19 protein-coding genes are annotated in these 17928 nt (G+C 69.2%); 7 read left to right on the top strand and 12 right to left on the bottom strand.

Translation table 11 applies throughout. The annotated features are described in order from the left end of the window. Positions 1-19 precede the first annotated feature (19 nt). The 3 genes from M3Q35_RS13070 to M3Q35_RS13060 all read left to right on the top strand — a co-directional run bounded on the left by M3Q35_RS13070 (position 20) and on the right by M3Q35_RS13060 (position 1526). Positions 20-382, top strand: a complete 363-nt coding sequence (locus M3Q35_RS13070; protein WP_273941993.1) for a glycoside hydrolase family 18 protein — start codon at positions 20-22, stop codon at positions 380-382. 11 nt (positions 383-393) lie between these two features. Next, positions 394-960, top strand: a complete 567-nt coding sequence (locus M3Q35_RS13065) for a glycoside hydrolase family 18 protein (protein ID WP_273941992.1) — start codon at positions 394-396, stop codon at positions 958-960. 89 nt (positions 961-1049) lie between these two features. Next, positions 1050-1526, top strand: coding sequence for a heme-degrading domain-containing protein (locus M3Q35_RS13060; protein ID WP_273941991.1), 477 nt, complete (start codon positions 1050-1052; stop codon positions 1524-1526). Here M3Q35_RS13060 and M3Q35_RS13055 read toward each other — a convergent pair. Next, on the bottom strand, positions 1504-2877 hold the full coding sequence (locus tag M3Q35_RS13055; protein ID WP_273941990.1) for a glycoside hydrolase family 28 protein: 1374 nt from the start codon (positions 2875-2877) through the stop codon (positions 1504-1506). The genes M3Q35_RS13060 and M3Q35_RS13055 overlap by 23 nt on opposite strands. Positions 2878-3220: 343 nt before the next feature. On the opposite strand from M3Q35_RS13055, the gene M3Q35_RS13050 reads away from it, so the two are divergent. Together M3Q35_RS13050 and M3Q35_RS13045 are read left to right on the top strand one after the other, a co-directional pair. Continuing rightward, the gene (locus M3Q35_RS13050; protein WP_273941989.1) at positions 3221-3622 is read left to right on the top strand and encodes a hypothetical protein; all 402 of its coding nucleotides are present in this window, start codon (positions 3221-3223) and stop codon (positions 3620-3622) included. A 4-nt stretch (positions 3623-3626) separates the two neighbouring features. Beyond that, a complete protein-coding gene (locus M3Q35_RS13045) occupies positions 3627-4796 on the top strand; it encodes an MFS transporter (protein ID WP_273941988.1) in 1170 nt (389 codons plus the stop codon). Between the two features lie 40 nt (positions 4797-4836). On the opposite strand, the gene M3Q35_RS13040 is transcribed toward M3Q35_RS13045, so the two are convergent. The 7 genes from M3Q35_RS13040 to M3Q35_RS13010 all read right to left on the bottom strand — a co-directional run bounded on the left by M3Q35_RS13040 (position 4837) and on the right by M3Q35_RS13010 (position 11031). Then, positions 4837-5487: a hypothetical protein gene (locus tag M3Q35_RS13040; protein ID WP_273941987.1), complete on the bottom strand. Its 651-nt coding sequence runs from the start codon at positions 5485-5487 to the stop codon at positions 4837-4839. A gap of 119 nt (positions 5488-5606) precedes the next feature. Continuing rightward, positions 5607-6029, bottom strand: a complete 423-nt coding sequence (locus tag M3Q35_RS13035) for a DUF6292 family protein (protein WP_273941986.1) — start codon at positions 6027-6029, stop codon at positions 5607-5609. A 38-nt stretch (positions 6030-6067) separates the two neighbouring features. Next, a complete protein-coding gene (locus M3Q35_RS13030) occupies positions 6068-6580 on the bottom strand; it encodes an ATP-binding protein (protein WP_273941985.1) in 513 nt (170 codons plus the stop codon). Positions 6581-6654: 74 nt separating this feature from the next. Continuing rightward, positions 6655-7254 carry a hypothetical protein gene (locus M3Q35_RS13025; RefSeq protein WP_273941984.1) on the bottom strand — a complete coding sequence of 200 codons (600 nt, stop codon included), beginning with the start codon at positions 7252-7254 and terminating at the stop codon, positions 6655-6657. After that, positions 7251-8855 (bottom strand): VWA domain-containing protein, encoded by a 1605-nt coding sequence (locus tag M3Q35_RS13020; RefSeq protein WP_273941983.1) that lies wholly within the window; start codon positions 8853-8855, stop codon positions 7251-7253. The genes M3Q35_RS13025 and M3Q35_RS13020 overlap by 4 nt, the downstream gene beginning before the upstream one ends. Next, positions 8852-9952, bottom strand: a complete 1101-nt coding sequence (locus M3Q35_RS13015) for a toxic anion resistance protein (protein WP_273941982.1) — start codon at positions 9950-9952, stop codon at positions 8852-8854. Before M3Q35_RS13015 ends, M3Q35_RS13020 begins: the two co-directional genes overlap by 4 nt. Then, complete coding sequence (locus M3Q35_RS13010; protein WP_273941981.1) at positions 9949-11031, bottom strand: hypothetical protein; 1083 nt, start codon at positions 11029-11031, stop codon at positions 9949-9951. Before M3Q35_RS13010 ends, M3Q35_RS13015 begins: the two co-directional genes overlap by 4 nt. A 187-nt stretch (positions 11032-11218) precedes the next feature. On the opposite strand from M3Q35_RS13010, the gene M3Q35_RS13005 reads away from it, so the two are divergent. Then, positions 11219-12841 (top strand): long-chain fatty acid--CoA ligase, encoded by a 1623-nt coding sequence (locus M3Q35_RS13005; RefSeq protein ID WP_273944324.1) that lies wholly within the window; start codon positions 11219-11221, stop codon positions 12839-12841. Positions 12842-12874: 33 nt separating this feature from the next. On the opposite strand, the gene M3Q35_RS13000 is transcribed toward M3Q35_RS13005, so the two are convergent. From M3Q35_RS13000 to M3Q35_RS12990, 3 genes are all read right to left on the bottom strand, one after another. Then, a complete protein-coding gene (locus M3Q35_RS13000; protein ID WP_273941980.1) occupies positions 12875-13819 on the bottom strand; it encodes a cyclase family protein in 945 nt (314 codons plus the stop codon). Between the two features lie 8 nt (positions 13820-13827). Then, positions 13828-14553: a TIGR00266 family protein gene (locus tag M3Q35_RS12995; RefSeq protein ID WP_273941979.1), complete on the bottom strand. Its 726-nt coding sequence runs from the start codon at positions 14551-14553 to the stop codon at positions 13828-13830. A gap of 100 nt (positions 14554-14653) precedes the next feature. After that, positions 14654-16420 carry a glycosyl hydrolase family 18 protein gene (locus M3Q35_RS12990; RefSeq protein ID WP_273941978.1) on the bottom strand — a complete coding sequence of 589 codons (1767 nt, stop codon included), beginning with the start codon at positions 16418-16420 and terminating at the stop codon, positions 14654-14656. 293 nt (positions 16421-16713) lie between these two features. Between M3Q35_RS12990 and M3Q35_RS12985 the strand changes: the two genes are divergently transcribed. Then, entirely contained in the window at positions 16714-17157 is a 444-nt protein-coding gene (locus M3Q35_RS12985; protein WP_273941977.1) for a MarR family winged helix-turn-helix transcriptional regulator, read from the top strand. On the opposite strand, the gene M3Q35_RS12980 is transcribed toward M3Q35_RS12985, so the two are convergent. Further along, the gene (locus M3Q35_RS12980; RefSeq protein ID WP_273941976.1) at positions 17144-17908 is read right to left on the bottom strand and encodes a hypothetical protein; all 765 of its coding nucleotides are present in this window, start codon (positions 17906-17908) and stop codon (positions 17144-17146) included. The two genes, M3Q35_RS12985 and M3Q35_RS12980, sit on opposite strands and share 14 nt — an antisense overlap. Between the last annotated feature and the right edge of the window lie 20 nt (positions 17909-17928).

The following is a 17928-nucleotide window of genomic DNA, read 5'->3' as shown; positions in this document are numbered from 1 at the left end:
CAAGGAAGGAACCCTGCCCATGGTTAGCGCAGTTCGTCGCGCCGTCACCATCGCCGCCGCGGCCCTGCTGCCGGCCGCGGCCCTGGCCATCGGCACCACCGATGCCACCGCGGCCACGCCCAAGTCCTTCCCGGCCAAGTTCGCCGCGCCCTACCTGGAGCTGTCCAGCAGCACGGCCGGCTTGATGGCCGCGGACAAGAGCGCTTCCGGCGTCAGCCACTACACGCTGGCGTTCCTCATTCCCAAGAGCGGCTGCACGCCGCAGTGGGAGGCCGGCGGCTCCGCCGTCGGCGCGTTCAAGTCCCAGATCAGCTCGCTGCAGTCCCAGGGCGGCGACGTGATCATCTCCTTCGGCGGCGCCGAGGGGGTGAGCTGGCCCTGACCTGCACCAGCGTGTCGAGCCTGCAGGCCGCCTACGCCAACGTGGTCAAGACCAACAACGTGCACCGGTTGGACTTCGACATCGAGGGCGGGCCGCTGGACAACAAGGCCTCGATCACCCGTCGCAACCAGGCCTTGGCCGCCCTGCAAAAGGCCGACCCGTCGGTTCAGGTCGACTTCACCCTGCCGGTCGACCCGGGTGGCCTGCCGAGCAACGCGCTCAACCTGCTCAAGGACGCCAAGGCCCAGGGCGTCAAGGTCAGCACCGTGAACATCATGACCATGGACTTCGGTGACGGCGAGAACGCCCTCAACGACGCCGAGTCCGCGGCCAAGGGCACCGCCAAGCAGCTGGCCAGCCTGTACGGCGTCTCGTCGGCCCAGGCCTGGTCCCTGATCGGCCTCACGCCGATCGCCGGCAAGAACGACGACAACGAGAACTTCACCCAGGCCAACGCCAAGACCCTGCTGTCGTTCGCCAAGTCGAACGGCGTGAGCCTGCTGGCGTTCTGGGAGGTCGCCTCGTACGACAAGAAGGTCGGCTACGCCTACTCGAAGATCTTCAACGGCATCGGCTGACCGGTGTGAAACCGATGGCCCCGCCGCGCGGCGGGGCCATCGGCATGTGTCCCCTTGCCTTTTTGCAACACTGTTGATTAAGTCAGGGCATGGCTGATCCCGATCTCGCGGTGCTGCTCGAGCAGGAGCGGCGGCTGGTCTTCGACCGCTTCGACAACGACACAGCCTGGGCCCTGGGCCAGCAGATGGTGGCCGCGGCGCGGGACCGGGGGCTGCCGGTGGTCGTGTCCATCGAGCGCAACGGCCAGCGGCTGTTCCACGCCGCGCTGCCGGGCACGGCGGCCGACAACGACGCCTGGGTGGAGCGCAAGGTGCGGGTGGTCCGCCGCTACGGCCACAGCTCGTACCAGGTGGGCTGCCACTTCCGGGCCGGCGGCGGAACCTTCGAGGAGAAGTCCCGCCTCGACCCGAACGAGTACGCCGCCCACGGCGGCTCGTTCCCGCTGACGATCAGGAACGTCGGCGTGGTCGGCTCGATCACGGTCTCCGGCCTACCTCAAGCCGACGACCACGCCTTCGTCGTTGAACAGCTGGAGAAGTTCCTCACCCCAGCTTCTTCCCGTTGACCTTCACGTTGACCAGCTTCAGACCGTCCACATTGGACAGGGTGTTCGAGGTGTCGGAGACGCCGTTGAAGGCGCAGTCCTGGGCGGTGAAGCCGGCGACGTGGTCGCCGGACAGGCCGCTGACGTCGAAGACCTTGCCGTTGACCTTGGTGCTCGAACTGTTGGTGATGCTGAACGGCCCGAACTTGGGCGGGTAGTTGCCGGTCTGGCCGTTGTAGGTCATGGTCACGAACGCGACCGAGCGGTCGAAGGTGCCGCTGATGCTGTCCAGGTTGATGTTCTGGGCGAAGCCGCCGCGCAGGGTGTTGGACTTGACGTACAAGGCGAACTTGGTGGCACCGGTGACCTTGAGCTGGTACGCGTAGACGTTGCGGATGCCGCCGGTGAGCTCGCTGCCGCAGGTGATCGCGCCCCAGTTGCCGTTCATGGTGCAGTTGACCACGACGATGTTCTGCGACGGCACGTTGACCCGCCGCCCGTCGGCGTCCCGGCCGGACTTGATGGCGATGTTGTCGTCGTGCGCCCCGAGGTTGCAGTTGCTGATCACGACGTGGTCGCACGACTCGGGGTCGCAGCCGTCGGTGTTGGAGTGAGCGGTGCTCGGATCGGTGCTCACGCCGTCCACGGTGACGTTGCGGCACAAGGTCGGATGCAGCTGCCAGAACATGGGGTTCTTGAGGGTGACGCCCTGGATCAGCACGGTGTCGCAGGAATACGGCTCGATGAACGTGGACCGCATGTTGTGCCCGGAACCCGGGACAACCCGCTGCTCGGGCGGAACGCCCTTGGCCACCAAGCCATCCAGGTAGGCGCGGTCGCTGCCCTTGTTCCACGACGACGTGCCGGCCGCGTCGAGCACCCCGCTGCCGGTGACGGCGATGTTGTGCTCGCCGTGCGCGTAGATCATGGGGGAGCGGTTCATGCACTCGATGCCCTCGTAGCGGGTGAGCACGGTCGGGAACTTCGAGGCGTCGCCGCTGAACTTGAGCGTGGCGCCTGCGGCGAGGTTCAGGTCCACGTTGCTCTTGAGGTAGATCGCGCCGGTGACGTAGGTGCCCTTGGCCACGACCACGTGCCCGCCGCCGGCAGCGTTGGCCGCGGAGATCGCCTTGGCGAAGGCGGCGGTGTTGTCGGTCTTGCCGTCGGCCACCGCGCCGTAGTCGGCGACCTTGAACGTGCGGTCCGGGAACACGGGCAGTTTGGTGTTGGCCACGATGTCGTTCGCCGCCGGCCACGGCAGCGTCGGCACGGTTGAGCCCAGGCGGACGTCGAGCCACGGGGCCAGTCCGAGCGCGCCGGTGACGGTCACGCCGAGCTGGATCAACTGCCTGCGGGAAAGCGCGCCGGCCATCGACTTGTTCCTCCTCGGTGAGGGTCGCGGCGGCGGGCCGCCCGTAACTGTAAAGGTTTACGCGCGTTCCGACAACGGGTCCGCGGTCTCGCCGCCGATGCAGCCATTCCAGTGATGTTCCCGATCACGTGCCGACCGCGGTGATCCGGCGGTCGTCACGCTGAGCATCGGTCGACCCGCGCACAGCGATCATTCGACTACCAGGCGTAACGGCTCGGCGGGCTGCTCGGCGACACCGTCCGACCGGCCGGCGATCCGGGCCGCGGCGCCGGAATGACGGCCACCCCATGGCGCTGAACAGGCGGTATCCTCGTCTGATCCGGGTCGGCGGAGGAGGTAGAAGGTGGTCGAGCCAAGCCACGAGTTCCACCTCCTGCACGTGACCCAGTCGTGGCCGGCGCCCGACTTCGACGACCCGATCTACGACGCCATCAAGGCCGACCCGCCCGAGGGCTGCGTGCCCGACGACTTCGGCGGCCTGTTCGGGCTGCGCTGCGAACGCAAGGCCCCCACCCTGCTCGACGCCGTCGCCGAGGTCTGCCACGAGGTGCGGACCGCGCACGGCCTGCTGATGACCGATCTCGGCATCGAGAAGCTGTGGGAGTGGGCCCCGGACGGTCGCGACGGCTTCGGCGCCACCATCGTCGGCCAGCTGCTGCTGATGGCCTCCTCGCGCGGCCAGCAGCTCGGCTACGACATCGAGGACCTGGTCCGCTTCATCCGCACCGCGGCGGCAGCCAAGTAGCTCCTTGACCGCAACGCTCTGGCGCAACAAGGATTACCTGCTCTTTTGGTGGTCACGCGCGAGCTCGATCCTCGGCTCCCAGGTCAGCTACATCGCGCTGCCGCTGTTCGCCAAGCACGCGCTGCGCAATCCGGCCGAGGTCGCGCTCGTGACGGTGTGCAGCTACGGCTCCGGTCTCCTGTTCGCCCTGCACGCCGGCGTGGTCGGCGATCGCTTCAACCGCAAGCACGTCATGGTCGCCACGGACGTCCTTCGCGCGGCGCTGGTCGGCCTGCTGGTCTGGCAGGCCGCCGTCGGCGGCGCGGCGCTGTGGTCGCTGTGCCTCATCGCGCTGGCCGTCGGCGCGCTGTCCGTGATCTTCGACTCAGCGTCCGCCGCGGCACTGCCGGATCTGGTCGGCGAAGACCTGTTCGCCCGGGCCATGTCCCGCAACCAGTCCCGTGACTTCGTGCTGGCCATGATCGGCCCGCTGCTCGGCGCGGTGCTGTTCACGGCCGGACCGGCCTGGGCGTTCGCCGCCGATGCCGGCAGCTACCTCGTGTCGGCGTTGCTGCTGGCCTTGATCTCGACCAAGCTGACCGTCGCGCCGCAGCCGGCCCGCACCCTCGCGATGATCCGCGGCGGCCTTCGAACCGTGCTCGCGGACCGGCTTCTCGGCCGGCTGACGCTGTACGTGAGCGTGCTGAACCTGGTGCTGACGGCCGGGGTTCTCGCCACCATCGTCCATTTCCCGGCGGGCTCGATCGGCATCGCGCTGGCCGCGCAATCGGTCGGCGGCCTGCTCGGATCCCTTGTCGCGGAACGACTGCACCGCCGGCTTCCGGTCGGTGCGATCCTCGGCCTGCACGGCGGCCTGTGGTTCGCCGGCCTCACCGCCGTCGGCCTGGCTCCGACAACACCTGTTGTCGCGATCGGCCTCGGTCTCGGCTGGCTCGTCGCGCCGGCGCTGCGGCTGGCCCTGGGCAGTCGGCTGGTCGCCGTTGTCCAACCGGAGCTGCGGGCCAGGGCCAACAGCGCGATCTCGCTGTCGACGTCCTCGTTCAGCCTGCTCGGCCCGCCCATCGCCGGCTTCGCCGTAGGCAGCATCGGCTACGGCGGCACGATGGCCGGCTTGGGGGTGATCGCGGCGCTGGCGGTGCTGCTGGTCCGCGGCAGGCTCAGGCGACCACCATAGGCAGCCAGTACGAGTCCGATCATCGCCAACGAAAAGGCCGTCAGGGTCGGACGGCCTCGAGTAGGGCATGGCCGAGGGCCGACAGGACGTGGCCCGCGTACTCGATCGCCTGTCGGCACTCGTCGGACACCGTGCGGTGCTGCCACACCCACGTGGACCAGTCGTCGAGGTGGAACGCGGTCTCGAGGCCGCTCCACCCGACCTGCATCACCTTCGCGGCGACGTCCTCGGTGGCAACGGTCGCGGCATGCAGTGCGACGCCGATGGCCGACACCCCGGTGCCGATGAACGGGATCGCGCCCAGCAACACCAACACGTCGGCGACCTTCTGCACGCGCTCGGCCCAGATCTCCACGGCCGCGGAGTCCTGCACCACGCTCGCGGACAGGTCGGCGATCTTGACCGTCAGCTGGTTCAGGGTGTCGAAGACCTGCGCCACGTCGGCCGGCAGCGGGATGGTGGTCGGCGCGATCGCGACGTAGCACTCATAGGCCGAGCCGTACGCGGTGTCGGCCGTGGTGTGCTGCCCGTTCTGTGAACCGGCCCAGTGCAGGAAGTACGTGCGGTGGTCGGAATAGAGGTACAGCACGTTCTGCTGGCCGTCGGCGTACTGGTCCACGACCTGGAGCGACGAGGCGTTGAAGGGGTCGAGCCCCTGGGGCATGGTGCCGTCGGCCATTGCTTCCCCCATCGCAGCGGATCCTTGATCCAGTGTGGGGGGCGTCGGGTCGTGTTCGGACGGTCTGAAGAAGCGCAGATCGGGGCGGTGGGGCCTGCCCGTCGGGGCAGCCGGATGTCCACAGTGGATGGTCAGGCGGCCAGGCCGTCCTCGGCCCGGGCGGCCAGCCGCCACACCAGTTCCTCGATCTGCTCGCTGTCCAGCGCCACCGGCGCGTCGGGCCGGCCTGGACACTCGCCGGCGATCACGTCCTCGACGAACCGGTGGACCTCGTCCGCCTCGGCGAGCACGTCGCCGCCGAGGTAGGCCAGCACCACCGGGCCGTCGGCCGGGGCGGTCTCGAGCGCGACGGACCAACCGTGCCGCTCGTCCCACAGCAGCATGAGGTCCAGCTCGGGGAACATCGGGCTGCGGCGGTGCAACGCCAGGTAAGCGCTGGACAGCTCGCTCACCTCGTGGTGCACGGCGTGCCGGGGCACTCGCAGCGTTGCGGCGACGTCGGAAACGTAGCGGGACAGGCCCCGCGCGGTGAGGCTGTCGGGATCAACATTCACGGCGGCCGGTTACCCGCGGGTTCGGCCGCCGAAACCGGTCACATCCGAAAATCTTGCGGGCCACCGAGTGCGCTGAGGATCCGCTGCATCACCTGCGGGTCGACGCCGAGCGGCTCGTCGGCCAGCGCCTCGGCCGCGGGCGAACGGCGCTGCTCGCGGCGCGGCAGCGGCACCGACTTGGCGTTCATGTTGCCGGGCAGCGGCAACTCGCTCCACAGCCGCGTGCCGTACGCCGTCGGCACGATGCCAATGCGCGCGCCCGCCACCTCCGGTGACACCACGGGGCGGCTGGTCACCTGCTCGTCCTCGACCTCGACGACGAGACCGTCGCCCTGCAATCGCAGCCGCACGGTCATGAAGCCGGCGACCCCCGGGCCGGCGTTGTCCACCACGGCGGCGACCATGTGCCGGCCGACCTGTGTCGCGAGCGGCACAAGCGGTCGCAGCGACCACTCCATGAGGGAGAAGCGGACGAACATCTCGGCGACATTGACAGCGCTCGGCGTCGCCACCAAGCGCAGGTCGTCCACCTGGGAGGTCTGGTTGTTCAACCGAGTTCCTTCCCGCAGTCGGTGCAGTGGTGTCGCGTATCTTGCCAACCTGCGCGAACGTTACGCTAACCGGGTCACTTCTCGTCGCGACGCGCCCGGTCCCTGAGGTAGCGGGTGTGGTCGGACTGGCGGCGCGAATCGGCGTCGTAGAACTCCTCGGCGATCCGCCGCGACTCCTGTTCCAGCAGGTCAAGCTGGGTAAGCAGCTGTTCGGTCGCGCTCGGCTCGCTGGCAACGCGTCGGGTCACGGCGTACCACCACGGCATGTTCAGGAACGCCTGCACGGTCAACGGCAGGTCGGCGCCGGCGATCCGGGCGACCGCGTGCAGCGTGTCCGGGTAGGCGCTCAGTTCGGCCGGACGGGCCAACAGGCCGCAGAGCACCTCGGCGATCCGATCCAGCCGTTCGACGGCCTCGGCCGGCATCCGATTGCCGAGCCCGCGCACCCGCGCCACGAGCGCGTCCAGCCCGCGCAGCAACGCCTCGGCCTCCTCGGCCGGCTGCGGCGGCACCAGCCGCACCTTCTCCGGCGGGGCGGCCAGCGCGCCGGCGGCGTACAGCGCGGCGACCACGCCGAGCCAGTACGCGCCGCCGACGTCGACGAAGTGCAGACCGAGCCCGAGCAGCCCGCCGACGCAGCCGGCGATGTTCTTCGTCGAGGCCAGATATCTCATTGGTAGCCTCGTATGTCCTTGAAGACGTCGGCCAGCGACTGGCTGCGGCCGTCGAACACCTTGCCGCCGGTGGCCGTCGCGATGGCCGTCATGTCGTCCTGGCTGCCCTCGCCGAACAGCACCGGGAACACCGGCGTGCCCCTGAGCCGGTCCGGCACCGTGCCGACGAAGCGCTTGAAGTCGTCGAGGCCGACGCCCGAGGTGTTCTCGCCGTCGGTCATCAGCACGATGGACGTGAACCGGTCCGGATCGCTGTCGGATTGTTGCGCCAGCAACTGGTATGCCGTCTCGAGGCTGGTGAAGATCGCGGTGTCGCCGTCGGCCACCAGCCCGTCGGCGGTCCGCTTGATCTGGTCCAGCGCGGGCTGCCGGTCGGCCGGGTCGACGGTGATCGTCACCGGCGCGGCCGGTGCGCCGGAGAACGGCAGCAGCGTGACCTGTTCCCGGGCATGGAACTGCCGGTAGCGGCCGACCAGCGAGTTGTCCACGCCGGTCAGGCCGATCAGCGCCGCCTTCAGCCCGGCCAGCCGGTCGCCCTCCATGGAGCCGGACGTGTCGAGCACGTACACGGTCCGGGACGGCCGGCGGATCTTGTCGAAGTAGGCCGAGACGAGCGTGTCCACGGCCTGCTCGGTGCCGGGGAAGGGCAGTTCGACCGGGCTGGCGTCGGTGAACTCCTTGGCCAGCGGCACCTGCGGCGCGATCGGCCGGCGGTGCGTGGTCGCCATGATCTGGCGCTGCACGTCCGGCGTGCGCAGGTGGTCGGTCAGCCGCTGGAACGAGTCGCGGGCGTCGGAGTTGGCCGCCGCCAACAGGGTCAGCGGATAGTCGGCCGTGACCACGCCGTCCGACGGGTGGATCACGGTCAGGCCTTGCAGGCCCAGCAGCACCGACTCGTAGTTGATCAGGCCGTCGACCTTCGGACCGGGATCGGCGCCACTGGCCCGCTTCTGGTACGCGTCGGTCAGCCAGCCCGACGAGCCCGCGCTCAGCGTCTGCGCGGCGAAGAACTGCTTGAGCTGCGGTGTGATCGCGGTGATCTGGTCGGCGGTCAGCGCGCTGCCGCTGCCGGCCAGCGCGGCCGCCACGCCGACCAGCGCGGAGAAGCCGGAGTTGGACGCGGACGGATCGGTCATGCCGTAGGTGAACCTGTGCTGCCCGGCCGCCTCGGCGATCTGCGACCAGGTGACCTTGCCGTCCTGCCAGCCGAGCTGCTGCAACACGGAGTTCGGCAGCCCGAGCACCACCGGGGAGCTCATGATCTTCGTCTGGGTGCCGAGCTTCTTGGCGCCGCCGGGCAGCAGCGTGAGATAACGGTTGGAGGAGAACCAGATCGCGTCGTAGGCGCTGTCGGCCTTGCCGTCGACGACGGTCTGCGCGCCCTCGAGCGTGCCGGAGAAGGTGAACTTGACCTGCACCCCGGTCGCCTTGGCCGCCTCGTCCAGAATGGGCTGCATGTCGGCCAGTTCGCTGCCGGCCAGCACCCGCAGGACGCCCGCTTTCGGTTGTCCCAGCGGCTGTTTCGGGTCCGTGGCCTCGCCGGAGCAGCCGGCCAGCGCCATGGTCAGCACGGCGGCCAGTGCGATGAACCGCGTCCTCATCTGTTCTCCCGTAAGCGGTCCTGGGCTCGGCGCAACTCGTCCTCCAGTGCGGAGACGGTGGTGGCCATCGCCGTCGCGGCGGCGGCCTTGAAACCCTCGACGTCGTCGATGGCCCGGTAGATCTGGTCGAACGACTGCCGCAGCGCGTCCATGCCGACCGCCGGGTCGGTGCTGATCCGCTGGATCTGCTGGCCCTGCATGGCGATCAGGTCCGCGTTGGCCTTGATCAGCCCGTCCGTGGTGGCCCGCAGCGTCTCCATCTCGTCGATCACCTTGCGCTGCCCGGCCAACGCGCCACTGACCACGACCGCGACCCGCAGCGCCGACACCGTCGTGCCGGCCGCCCGGTCCACGCCCCGTATCAGCTCGTCGTTGTTGCGGCGCAACACGTCCAGCGCGAGATAGCCCTGCACGCACACGGCCAGCTGCGTCAGCAGGTCCTGATGCCGTTGCCGTACGGGGAAGAGCACCTCGGCCCTGATCGTGTTGGCCCGCGACGGATCGGCAAGGTCCATAATGGACGCTTGACGGTCGATCGCCTCGTCGACAGCGCCGGCCATCGCCGCCGCCTCGGACAGCCGGCCCATGGCCGCCCATAGGCGTTCTCGCTCGCCCTGGATCGCCGCGTTGTCCCGCTTGAGGTCGTCCTGCCGGGCCCGCAGCGAGCGCACCACCGCGTTGATCGGCGCGTCGGCCGCCTGGTAGCGCGCCAGCAGCTTCTTGGCCGGGTTGCCCAGGCTGATGCCGAACACCTTGCGCCCGTTCGGATCCAGCTCGTTGATCCGTTCCCGCAGCTCGGTCAGGCTCACGCTCACCTGCTCGGCCGGCGGGTTCACGCCCTGCACCGCCCGATCCAGCAGCCGGCCGGCGATCGTTGCCGCTGCACGCATCTCGTCCTCGCCAAGCGCCAGCACCTGGCCCACCTGTACCGTGAAATCCGGTGCCATCGGGTCCATCGCGCCCAGTTCAGCGGCGATCCGCTCGGCGTCGTCGGTCAGCTCGTCCAGGCGCTCCTGGGGCACCGGCACGAGGCCCGTCGCACTGGCCGTCGACACGGTCCCGACCGGTTCCGCCGCGGTCAGCGGCCGCTCGCTCATGAGCCGTACTGCTTTCCAACGGCGTCCAGCAGGCGTTCGAGCGTCTCGAACGACGGCGGGTCGACGGTGTCCACCAGCGAGGTCGGCAGCTTGTGATCGGTGGCGACCGGCGTGAAGTACTTCGGGTCCTGCGTGCGGAAACCGAAGGTGGCGGCCAGTTTGGCCAGCTCGGGGTCGGTGGTGAGCAGCTGCCCGACCTGGTCGCCGGCACCCTTGAGCGCCACCACCGTGTGCTTGGAGTAGACAGTGGGGGACAGGTAGAGCAGGCGCATGTCGGGCTTGATCGAGCCGTCGTCGCGGACCAGCCGATCGGCGTATTGCGCCTCGTAGACCAGGACCATCGGATTGCGGCCGATGCCGGCGGACAGGTAGTCCTCGAACGGCGCGTCGGTGCTGTTCTGGGTGTAGCCCTGGTTGGTGAACAGCGGCGTCACCTTGGGCAGGATCGCCGACTCCTGCTGCGCGGTGTTGACCACGCCGAAGCCGTTGGCCACGTACGAGGCGATTGACAGGTACATCGCCGCCGAGTTGGAGTCCCGCGGGTCGGTGGTGGTGATCAGGATGTTCTTGCGCACCGGGTACGTGGTGTTGCCGGGTAGTTGGTCCCACCGCGTGCCGTTCGCGGTGAGCTCCATGAACTTGGCGACGTCCAGCACGTCGTAGTCGCCCGCGCCCTTGTGCACCACGCCGGCCTTGGTCAGCAGGTCGACGATCGGGGCGAAGGTGGCCACCGCCATCGGCGACGAGAACGGGGCGTAGGTGTGCGCCCCGGAGTGGTCGCGCTGGATGCGGTCGGCCGCGGGACTGCTGGACGGGAAGGCGAAGTCGTATTTCGACAGGTCCGTCTGCGTGGCCATCTGGCGTGAGCCGGCCGGGTCCACCTGCACGTCCAACCCGTGCTTGGCGAACGCGTCCTTGACCCGCTGGTCGCTGAAGAAGGCCAGCTTCTCCGAACCGATCACGCCACGCACGGTGGTCAGCTGCGTGCTGCCGGTGTCACCACCGCCGCCGAAGATGACGGCGAGGGCAACCCCGATCACCAGAACGGCGGCCAGGCCGATGCTGATCAGCCGTTTCACCTTTGTCTCCCAAGGAATCCGGTGGCGGCGGCGCCGCCTCGGTGATCATCGCTCCGGGCCGGTGCGGGGAAACGGGTGTTGGCCGGATCGGGTCATGAATTCTTGGTGAACGGGCAGGCCCGTTGCCATACCAACTGGTCGGTACTAGCGTGGGAGCGCCGAGTCGTCCAACGGAGGTCGCCGCGTGATCGTCAGCACCATGCAGGAGTACCCGCTCACCATCAGCGCGATCTTGCGGCACGGCGCCGCCGTGTACGGCGGCAGCGAGTGCGTGACGAACACCGGCTCCGGCTTCCGCCGGGCCACCTTCGCCGACATCGCGGCCAACGCCGAGCGGCTGGCCAAGGCGCTGGGCAAGCTCGGCGTCGGGGCCGGCGACCGGGTCGCCACCTTCTGCTGGAACAACCAGGAGCACCTGGAGGCGTACTTCGCCGTGCCCGGCATGGGCGCGGTGTTGCACACGCTGAACATCCGGCTGTTCCCGGAACAGCTGTCGCACATCGTCAACCACGCCGAAGACAAGATCGTCATGGTCGACGACACCCTGGTGCCGCTGCTCGCCCGCAGCCTGGCCGACCTCGACGGGGTGGAGAAGTTCATCGTCGTCGGTGACGGCGACGCCAGCGCCCTCGGCGACCGCGTGCTGCGCTACGCCGATCTCGTCGGCGCCGAGGAGCCCGGCTTCGAGTGGCCCGAGCTGGACGAGCGGTCGGCCGCGACCATGTGCTACACCAGCGGCACCACCGGCAATCCCAAGGGCGTCGTCTACTCGCACCGGTCGTCGTACCTGCACGCGATGGCCGTGTTGTCGGCTTCGCTGATTGGCATCACCGAGGCCGACCGCGTGTTGACCATCGTGCCCATGTTCCACGTCAACGCGTGGGGACTTCCTTACGGCGCCTTCCTTTCCGGCGCCACCCTGCACATGCCCGGGCCGTTCATGATGCCCGACCAGTTGACCCGGTTCATCGCCGCCGAGAAGTCCACGCTGGCCTCGGCCGTGCCGACCATCTGGAGCGCCATCCTCAACTACGGCGCGGTGGCCGATATCGACCTGTCTTCCTTGCGTGCCGGCACTTCCGGCGGTGCCGCCATTCCTTCGGCGCTGCTCACGGCGTTCGACGAGAAGTACGGCCTGCGGATCGTGCAGGGCTGGGGCATGACCGAGACCAGTCCGCTCGGCGGCATGGCCCTGCCGCCGGCCGGCGTTCCCGAGGGCACGCCCGAGGATCTTGCGTGGCGGCTCAAGTCCGGCCGTGTCGCCGCCGGCGTCGAGATGCGCATCGTCGACGCCCTCGGTGAAGTCCTGCCGTGGGACGGCGAGGCGGTCGGCGAGATCGAGGTCCGCGGCCCGTGGATCACCGGCTCCTATTTTCGTGACGACGCCCCGGAGAAGTTCGACAACGGCTGGCTGCGCACCGGCGACATCGGCACCGTCGACTCGCGCGGCTTCTTCCAGATCACCGACCGGGCCAAGGACGTCATCAAGTCCGGCGGCGAGTGGATCTCGTCGGTCGAGCTCGAGAACCACCTCATGGGCCATCCCGCCGTCGCCGAGGCCGCCGTCATCGGCATCCCCGACGAGCGTTGGGACGAGCGCCCCCTGGCCTTCGTCGTCCTGCGGGACGGCGGTTCGGCCAGCGCCGTCGAACTGGCCGACTTCCTGGCCGCCCGCGTCGCCAAGTGGCAGGTCCCGGAGAACTGGACCTTCGTCGAGGAGATCCCCAAGACGACGGTCGGCAAGTTCGACAAGAAGCCCTTGCGCGCCCGCTTCCGTGACGACGAGGTCAAGGTCGAGCGCCTGCGGTGAGCTTCTCGTTTCGCCACCTTCTGACCGGTGTGGTCAGAAGGTGGCGATCGGGTTGACCGGGCTGCCGGACGTGCCGGCGAAGCGGACCGGCGCGACGGCGAGGTGGAAGTCCCACTGGCCGAGTTCGGCGGCGGTCGCCGCGCACGCTTCGAGGTCGCAGTTGTCGACCATCCACAGCCCCATCGCGACGAGGCCGACGGCGTGGATCGGCATCAGGATGTTGTCGTAGCCCGATGGTTGGACGTCCTGTGGGGTGTCGGAGCTGATGAGTGCGACCTGCCGTTCGTGCAGCCAGGGCAGGCAGGACGCGTGCCAGCCGGTCTGCGCGAAGCCGCCTCCCGGAGCGTCTTCGTGCCGTGCGCGCCCGTTGCCGGTTCGTAGGAGCACCGCGTCACCGGGTTGAACGCGGATGCCTTGGCGACGTTCGGCTTCCTCGAGGTCTTCGGGATGCACGCCCTGCCCCGGCTCCAGCCACGGCACGTCGCGAACCCGCGCTATATCCAGGAGAACCCCGCGCGTGACGATCCCGTTCGCCGCCGCCGTGACCGCCGCCCACGACGATCCCGTTGCGGCGTCGACCATCGAGTGCGGCCGCCCGTTGTAGGTCGCGCCGTCCCAGAAGATGTGGCACGGCGAATCGAGGTGCGTGACCGTGTTGCCGTGGAACGTGATGCCGAGCCGCTCGGATGAGTAGCCCCAGCGCCGATCGTTGTGGAACGCCTCCGGCATGTGCTCGGCCCCAGGCATCTCGGCCGCGCACGGGCACGACGTCGTCGCCCGCTCCATCTCCTCCGGCACGGCCACTTCCCACGCGCACGACACGCTCCGGCCGTGCCGCACCGCCTTCGCCGCCGCCACCCGGACTCCGTCCGTGATGTGGTTCAGCGTCCCGCGCTCGTCGTCGTCGCCCCACCGTCCCCAGTTCGACAGCGTGTCGAAGTACCCGAGCACGTCGTCCTGCGTGGGCATCGCCGTCATTTCCACCCCTAGTTGTTGAACAGGCTGGGCCGTCCACCCTCATTCTGCGGCAGGTACGGCACGAGCGAGTGCGCGAGGCGGTCGATCGGCAAGGACTGGAGCCACACGCGTCCGGGACCGGCGAGCTCGGCCAGGAAGATGCCGTCGCCACCGAAGAGCTTGTTGCGGATACCGGGAACCGTGGTGATTCCGAACTGGACGGTGTCCTGGAACATGCCGATGTGCCCAGGGTGGGCCCGGATCACCTGCCCGGGCTGGAGGTCGTACGGGATGACCTCGCCGGACAGCTGCAACCACGCGCGGCCCTGGCCGCCGATGCGCTGGAGCAAGAAGCCCTCGCCGCCGAAGATGCCGGCGCCGAGCCTTTGCTGAAAACCGGTGGTGAGGGTGACTCCGGGAGTGCCGGCGACATACGACCGGCGGTGGGCGAGGTAGCCGTAACCGGGCTGCGGCGCGACGTCGACGGGGAAGATCTGGCCGGGCAGGTGGGCGGCGAAAGACACGGAGCCGGGCTGGCCCATGGCCGTGTAATTGGTCATGAAGAACGTGCCGCCGGACAGGCTTCGCTTCAACGCGCCGAAAACGCCGGCGCTGCCGGCGCCCTGCGTTGACGTGCTCATCTGGATGCTCGCGGTCATCCAGGACAGCTCCCCGGACTCGGCGCACACCGTTTCGCCCGGATTGAGCATGATGTCCAGCACGGGCATGACGGTGCCGTGCACACGGTCCTGCATGATCCCTCCCAGTGGGTCCCCGACTCTGACGCGGATCATGGCAGGCCGGTTCCCACGGTCCCCACCCGGATCACGAAGAGCCGGGTGGGGACCGACAGCACTAGGAGACGGCGAAATCGTCGGCGTAGACGGTGCCCTGGGCGTACCACCCGTGCACATACACGGTGACGGTCCCGGAAGCGCCGGTGGTGAACGGAATGGTGAGCTGGGTGTAGCCACTGGACGAGGTCCAGGTCTCGCCGCTGGCCCCGCCCTTCACACCGGCGTAGGCGAAGTTGCCGCGCACCCACACGGTCAGCTGGTGGCTGGCGTTGGGGGACACGGTGATCGTCTGGTCGCACTCACCGGTCTGGCTGTTGGTGGCGGCGACGGACAGCGCATGGGTGCCGCTGTGCACGGGAGTGGACACGACGGCCCCGCCGGACTGGCAGGTCCACGGGCTCAACGAACCGGTCTCCAGGCCGGGGTTGACGATGGCGCCGGGCGGCGGGGGCGGGGTGGTGCCGTTGACGGTCAAGGTGAACGTGGCCGAATGGCTGACGGAAGAACCGGCAGCGTTGATCGTCAGCGGGTAGCTGCCGGGAACGGCGGCCGAGGTCGTGCTCACGGTCAGTGTCGCCGTTCCGCCGGCCGACACTGAGCTGGGGCTGACCGAGGCGGTCACGCCGGCCGGCGCGCCGCTGACGCTCAACGACACGTTCTGGGCGGAGCCGGAGGTCACGGCGGTCTTCACCGACGCGGTGGTGCCGGCGCCGGGGTTGACGGCGGCGGAGCCGGGCGTCACCGAGACGGAGAAGTCGTTGACCGGCGGCGGCGGGGTGCTGCCGCTGGTGAACGGGGCGAACACATGGCTGAAGTCCCAGGTGTTCTGGGTGATGCCGGAGCAGGTGTCGCTGCCGCCGGTGCCGGGGCAGCCGCCGTTGTCACGCTGGAGTGCCCAGAACGACAGCAGGTTGATGCCCTTGGACACGGCCCAGTTGTAGACGGTGGTCGCGTTGGCCGCGGTGAAGATCTCCGGCGGCCCGGTCTCGCCGCCGGTGCCGTAGTCGTCGCGGCCGGGCATCTCGGTGACGCCGACCATGGCGTAGCGCTGCGCCTCGGTCTTGCCGGGGTAGAGCTGCCCGAGCTGGTTGACCAGGCCGGCCACCGCGGTCTGGGTGTCCTTGGCCATGTCGTGCTGCTGGTTGTCGTAGTAGTCGAACGTCATCAGGTTGACGACGTCGATCCGCGCCTGGTTCTGCACGGCGTTGGACAGCACGTTGTAACCGGTGTCGAGGCCGGTCGGCAGGGTCGGAAGGGTGTAGGAGAACTGGATGCTGCGGCCGTTGGCCGCGGCCCAGTCCTCGGTCATCTTGATCGCCTTGTTGCGGCGGTCGATGCCGGCCGAGTTGTTCAGCGAGTCGACCTCGACGTCGAGGTCGATGCGGCTGATGTTGTACGTGGTGATCAGGCTCTCGAAGCCGGCGGCGATCTTCGAGACGTCGGTGCAGCTGTCGGCCAGCTCGGTGTTGGTGGTGTCGGCGGTGTAGCCGCCGAGCGACGGGATGGCGTCGCCGCCGGCCGCCTGCAGGGCGGCGATCTCGGTGCCGAAGGTGCCGGAGCCGATGGCGGTGGTGCCGTCCCACAGCAGGGTGCACGAGCCTGGGCTGGCGGTCTGTAGGAAGGCGAAGGTCAGGTACTTGACGCCGGCCTGCTTGGCCATCGCCGAGGGGCTCTGGCCTGCCTGGTAGGTCTCGAAGTACGGGGCGAACACATGCGTCGGCAGGGGAGTGGCCTTCGGCGCCGTCGCGGCGTCGGCGCTCGCGACCAGGCCGGATACCGAGACGGCCGCCACGGCCGCACTCAGTAGTGCCGTTCTCAAACGCATCCTTGCTCCAATTGGGTGGGCGGGTGGGATGTGACGGCGGTGGGCGGGTGGGATGTGACGGCGGTGGGCGGGATGGGGTAATGACGGCGGGGGCGGAACATGGCGACGGCCTGATCACAATTGGACTAGACCACCGGCCGTGTCAAGGGTCCGAACGGTGGAGTGCACCCTTCGACCAGGGGATCCGGGGCCGTGGGACGCGCCGACATCTCGGGCGTTCCGGGCCTCCCGATCGACCACGGGATCAGCGCGGTGTGTTCCGGCCGGGCAACGGTGCGGCTACGCTGCCGCGAATGTCGTCCCGGACCACCTCGGCGCGCATCGAAGCCGCGATCGGGCAGCTGCTGCGACGCAGCACCCGTACCCACCTGTACGACAACATGGTTGCCGGCCTGGACGGGGTGGACGCCACCACCTATCCGGTGCTCAGCGGCATCGCCCGCTGGCAGCCGATCAGCGCGACCAACCTGGCCCTGGAGATCGGCATCGACCGCACCGCGACCACCCGCTACGCCAGCCGGCTACAGCAGGCCGGCCTGGTCGACCGGGTCCCCGACCCGGCCGACGCCAGGGCAACGCTGCTGCGCCTGACCCCGGCCGGCGACCAGGTCGTGGAGACCATGCGGGACCGGCTGGTCGGTCACCTCGAGGCGGCGACCGCCGACTGGCCGGACGAGGAGGCGCAGCGGTTCGCGGTGTCGCTGGAACGGCTGGTGGACACGCTCAGCCGGCGGTGACCCTGGCCGCCGAGACGGGGCGTTCAATCACACTGAACGCGCCTGTCGAGCTGGTGTTCACACTCCACCGGTACCGGGTGAACTCGCCGGTCAGCTCGGAGGCGTAGAACATCATGTGGCCGTAGCCGACGCCCTGCGCCTGCTGGTCGCCGACGATGCGCGTGTCCGGGAAGTCCTCGTAGTTGCCGACGCCGGCCAGGCCGTGCGGCTCGGCGGTGCAGTCGGCCACCTGCACGGCGTACTGGATCTCGCCGTCGAAGTTGAGGCCCGGGTTCGGGGCCACGTACACGCCGCGCATCCGCCGCACCATCACCACGTGCCCGGTGTTGGTGTCCTGCGCGTTGGCGTAGTCGATGGCGATCAGGTCGCCGGGCCGCAGGTCGGCCACGCGGCGCACCGGCTTGATACGGCCGGCCCCGCCCTCGGCGAAAACCCGCTGGTAGTCGCGGGCGAACGGGCTGGCGCTGCCGAAATGCCTGGTGAAGAACCGGGAGCGGGCCCAGGACGGGTGGGCCCGCCGCAGCACGGCCGTCACGAACGAGGCGCACTGGCTCTGGTTGGACCACGTCGACGGCTCGCCCGGCGTGCCCCAGGTGACGATGTTCGGCTCGTCGGGCTCCTTGTACAGGTTGGCCCCCGCGCCGGGCAGCATGAGGTGGTCGATGAGCGCCTCGGCCTCGGCCAGGTGCGGCACCACCACGCGCCGAGGTCTGAGCAGGTGGCGGGCCGTAGCCAGGTCGGCTGCGTGCACGTCTGATCCTCCTTGGACAG

This window comes from Kutzneria chonburiensis (genome assembly GCF_028622115.1).
Classification (GTDB): domain Bacteria; phylum Actinomycetota; class Actinomycetes; order Mycobacteriales; family Pseudonocardiaceae; genus Kutzneria; species Kutzneria chonburiensis.
Note: the sequence above shows the minus strand (reverse complement) of the source record. Positions and strands in the feature narration are given on the sequence as shown.